This window comes from Streptomyces sp. NPDC016309 (genome assembly GCF_043077235.1).
Lineage (GTDB): Bacteria > Actinomycetota > Actinomycetes > Streptomycetales > Streptomycetaceae > Streptomyces.
Map to the genome: position 1 here is coordinate 1 of NZ_JBIBSG010000034.1, position 1,429 is coordinate 1,429.

General features: G+C 68.6%; 1 protein-coding gene. It reads right to left on the bottom strand.

The genetic code is table 11. The features are described from left to right. Window positions 1–1,429: acyl-CoA carboxylase subunit beta (locus tag ACF068_RS32170; protein ID WP_392277852.1), on the bottom strand; the 1,429-nt coding region annotated here is incomplete at both ends.

A 1,429-nucleotide genomic window follows, 5' to 3' on the forward strand; every position in this document is an offset into this window, starting at 1 on the left:
GAGCATCGCCAGGGAGGCGATGAGGACGGAGCGGGTTTCGGAGGGGTCGATGACGTCGTCGACCAGACCGCGCTCCGCGGCGTAGTACGGGTGCATCAGCTCGGCCTTGTACTCCTTGACCATGCGGGCGCGCATGGCCTCGGGGTCCTCGGCGTCGGCGATCTGCCGGCGGAAGATCACGTTCGCGGCGCCCTCGGCACCCATCACGGCGATCTCGTTCGTCGGCCAGGCGTAGGTGAGGTCGGCGCCGATGGACTGGCTGTCCATCACGATGTAGGCCCCGCCGTAGGCCTTGCGGAGGATCAGCGAGATACGCGGCACGGTGGCGTTGCAGTACGCGTACAGCAGCTTCGCGCCATGGCGGATGATCCCGCCGTGCTCCTGGTCGACGCCCGGCAGGAAGCCGGGGACGTCCAGCAGCGTGACGATCGGGATATTGAAAGCGTCGCACATCTGGACGAAGCGCGCGGCCTTCTCCGACGCCTCGATGTCCAGCACACCCGCCAGCGTCTGCGGCTGGTTGGCCACGATGCCCACGACCTGGCCGTCCAGCCGGGCCAGCGCGCAGATGATGTTGCGCGCCCACCGCTCGTGGACCTCCAGGTAGTCCCCGTCGTCGACGAGCTCCTCGATCACCTTGGCCATGTCGTACGGCCGGTTGCCGTCCGCCGGCACCAGGTCCAGCAGGACCTCGGAGCGGCGGTCGGCGGGGTCCTCGCTGGGGTGGGTGGGCGGGTTCTCGCGGTTGTTGGAGGGGAGCATCGACAGGAGGTAGCGGACCTCGGCGATGCAGGTCTCCTCGTCGTCGTAGGCGAAGTGCGCCACGCCCGAGGTCTCGGCGTGCACGTCCGCGCCACCGAGGCCGTTCTGGGTGATCTCCTCACCGGTGACCGCCTTGACGACGTCCGGACCGGTGATGAACATCTGCGAGGTCTCACGGACCATGAACACGAAGTCCGTCAGCGCCGGACTGTAGGCGGCGCCGCCCGCGCACGGACCGAGCATCACCGAGATCTGCGGGATGACACCCGACGCCCTGGTGTTGCGCTGGAAGATGCCGCCGTACCCGGCGAGCGCGGACACGCCCTCCTGGATACGGGCACCGGCACCGTCGTTCAGCGACACCAGCGGCGCACCGGCCGCGATCGCCATGTCCATGATCTTGTGGATCTTCGTGGCGTGGGCCTCGCCCAGCGCACCACCGAAGATCCGGAAGTCATGCGCGTAGACGAACACCGTCCGGCCCTCGACCGTGCCCCAACCGGTGATGACACCATCGGTGTACGGGCGCTTCGCCTCCAGACCGAACCCGGTCGCCCGGTGCCGCCGCAACTGCTCGACCTCCTGGAACGAGCCCGCGTCCAGCAACAGCTCGATCCGCTCACGAGCGGTCAGCTTGCCCTTGGCGTGCTGCGCCTCCGTCGCCCGG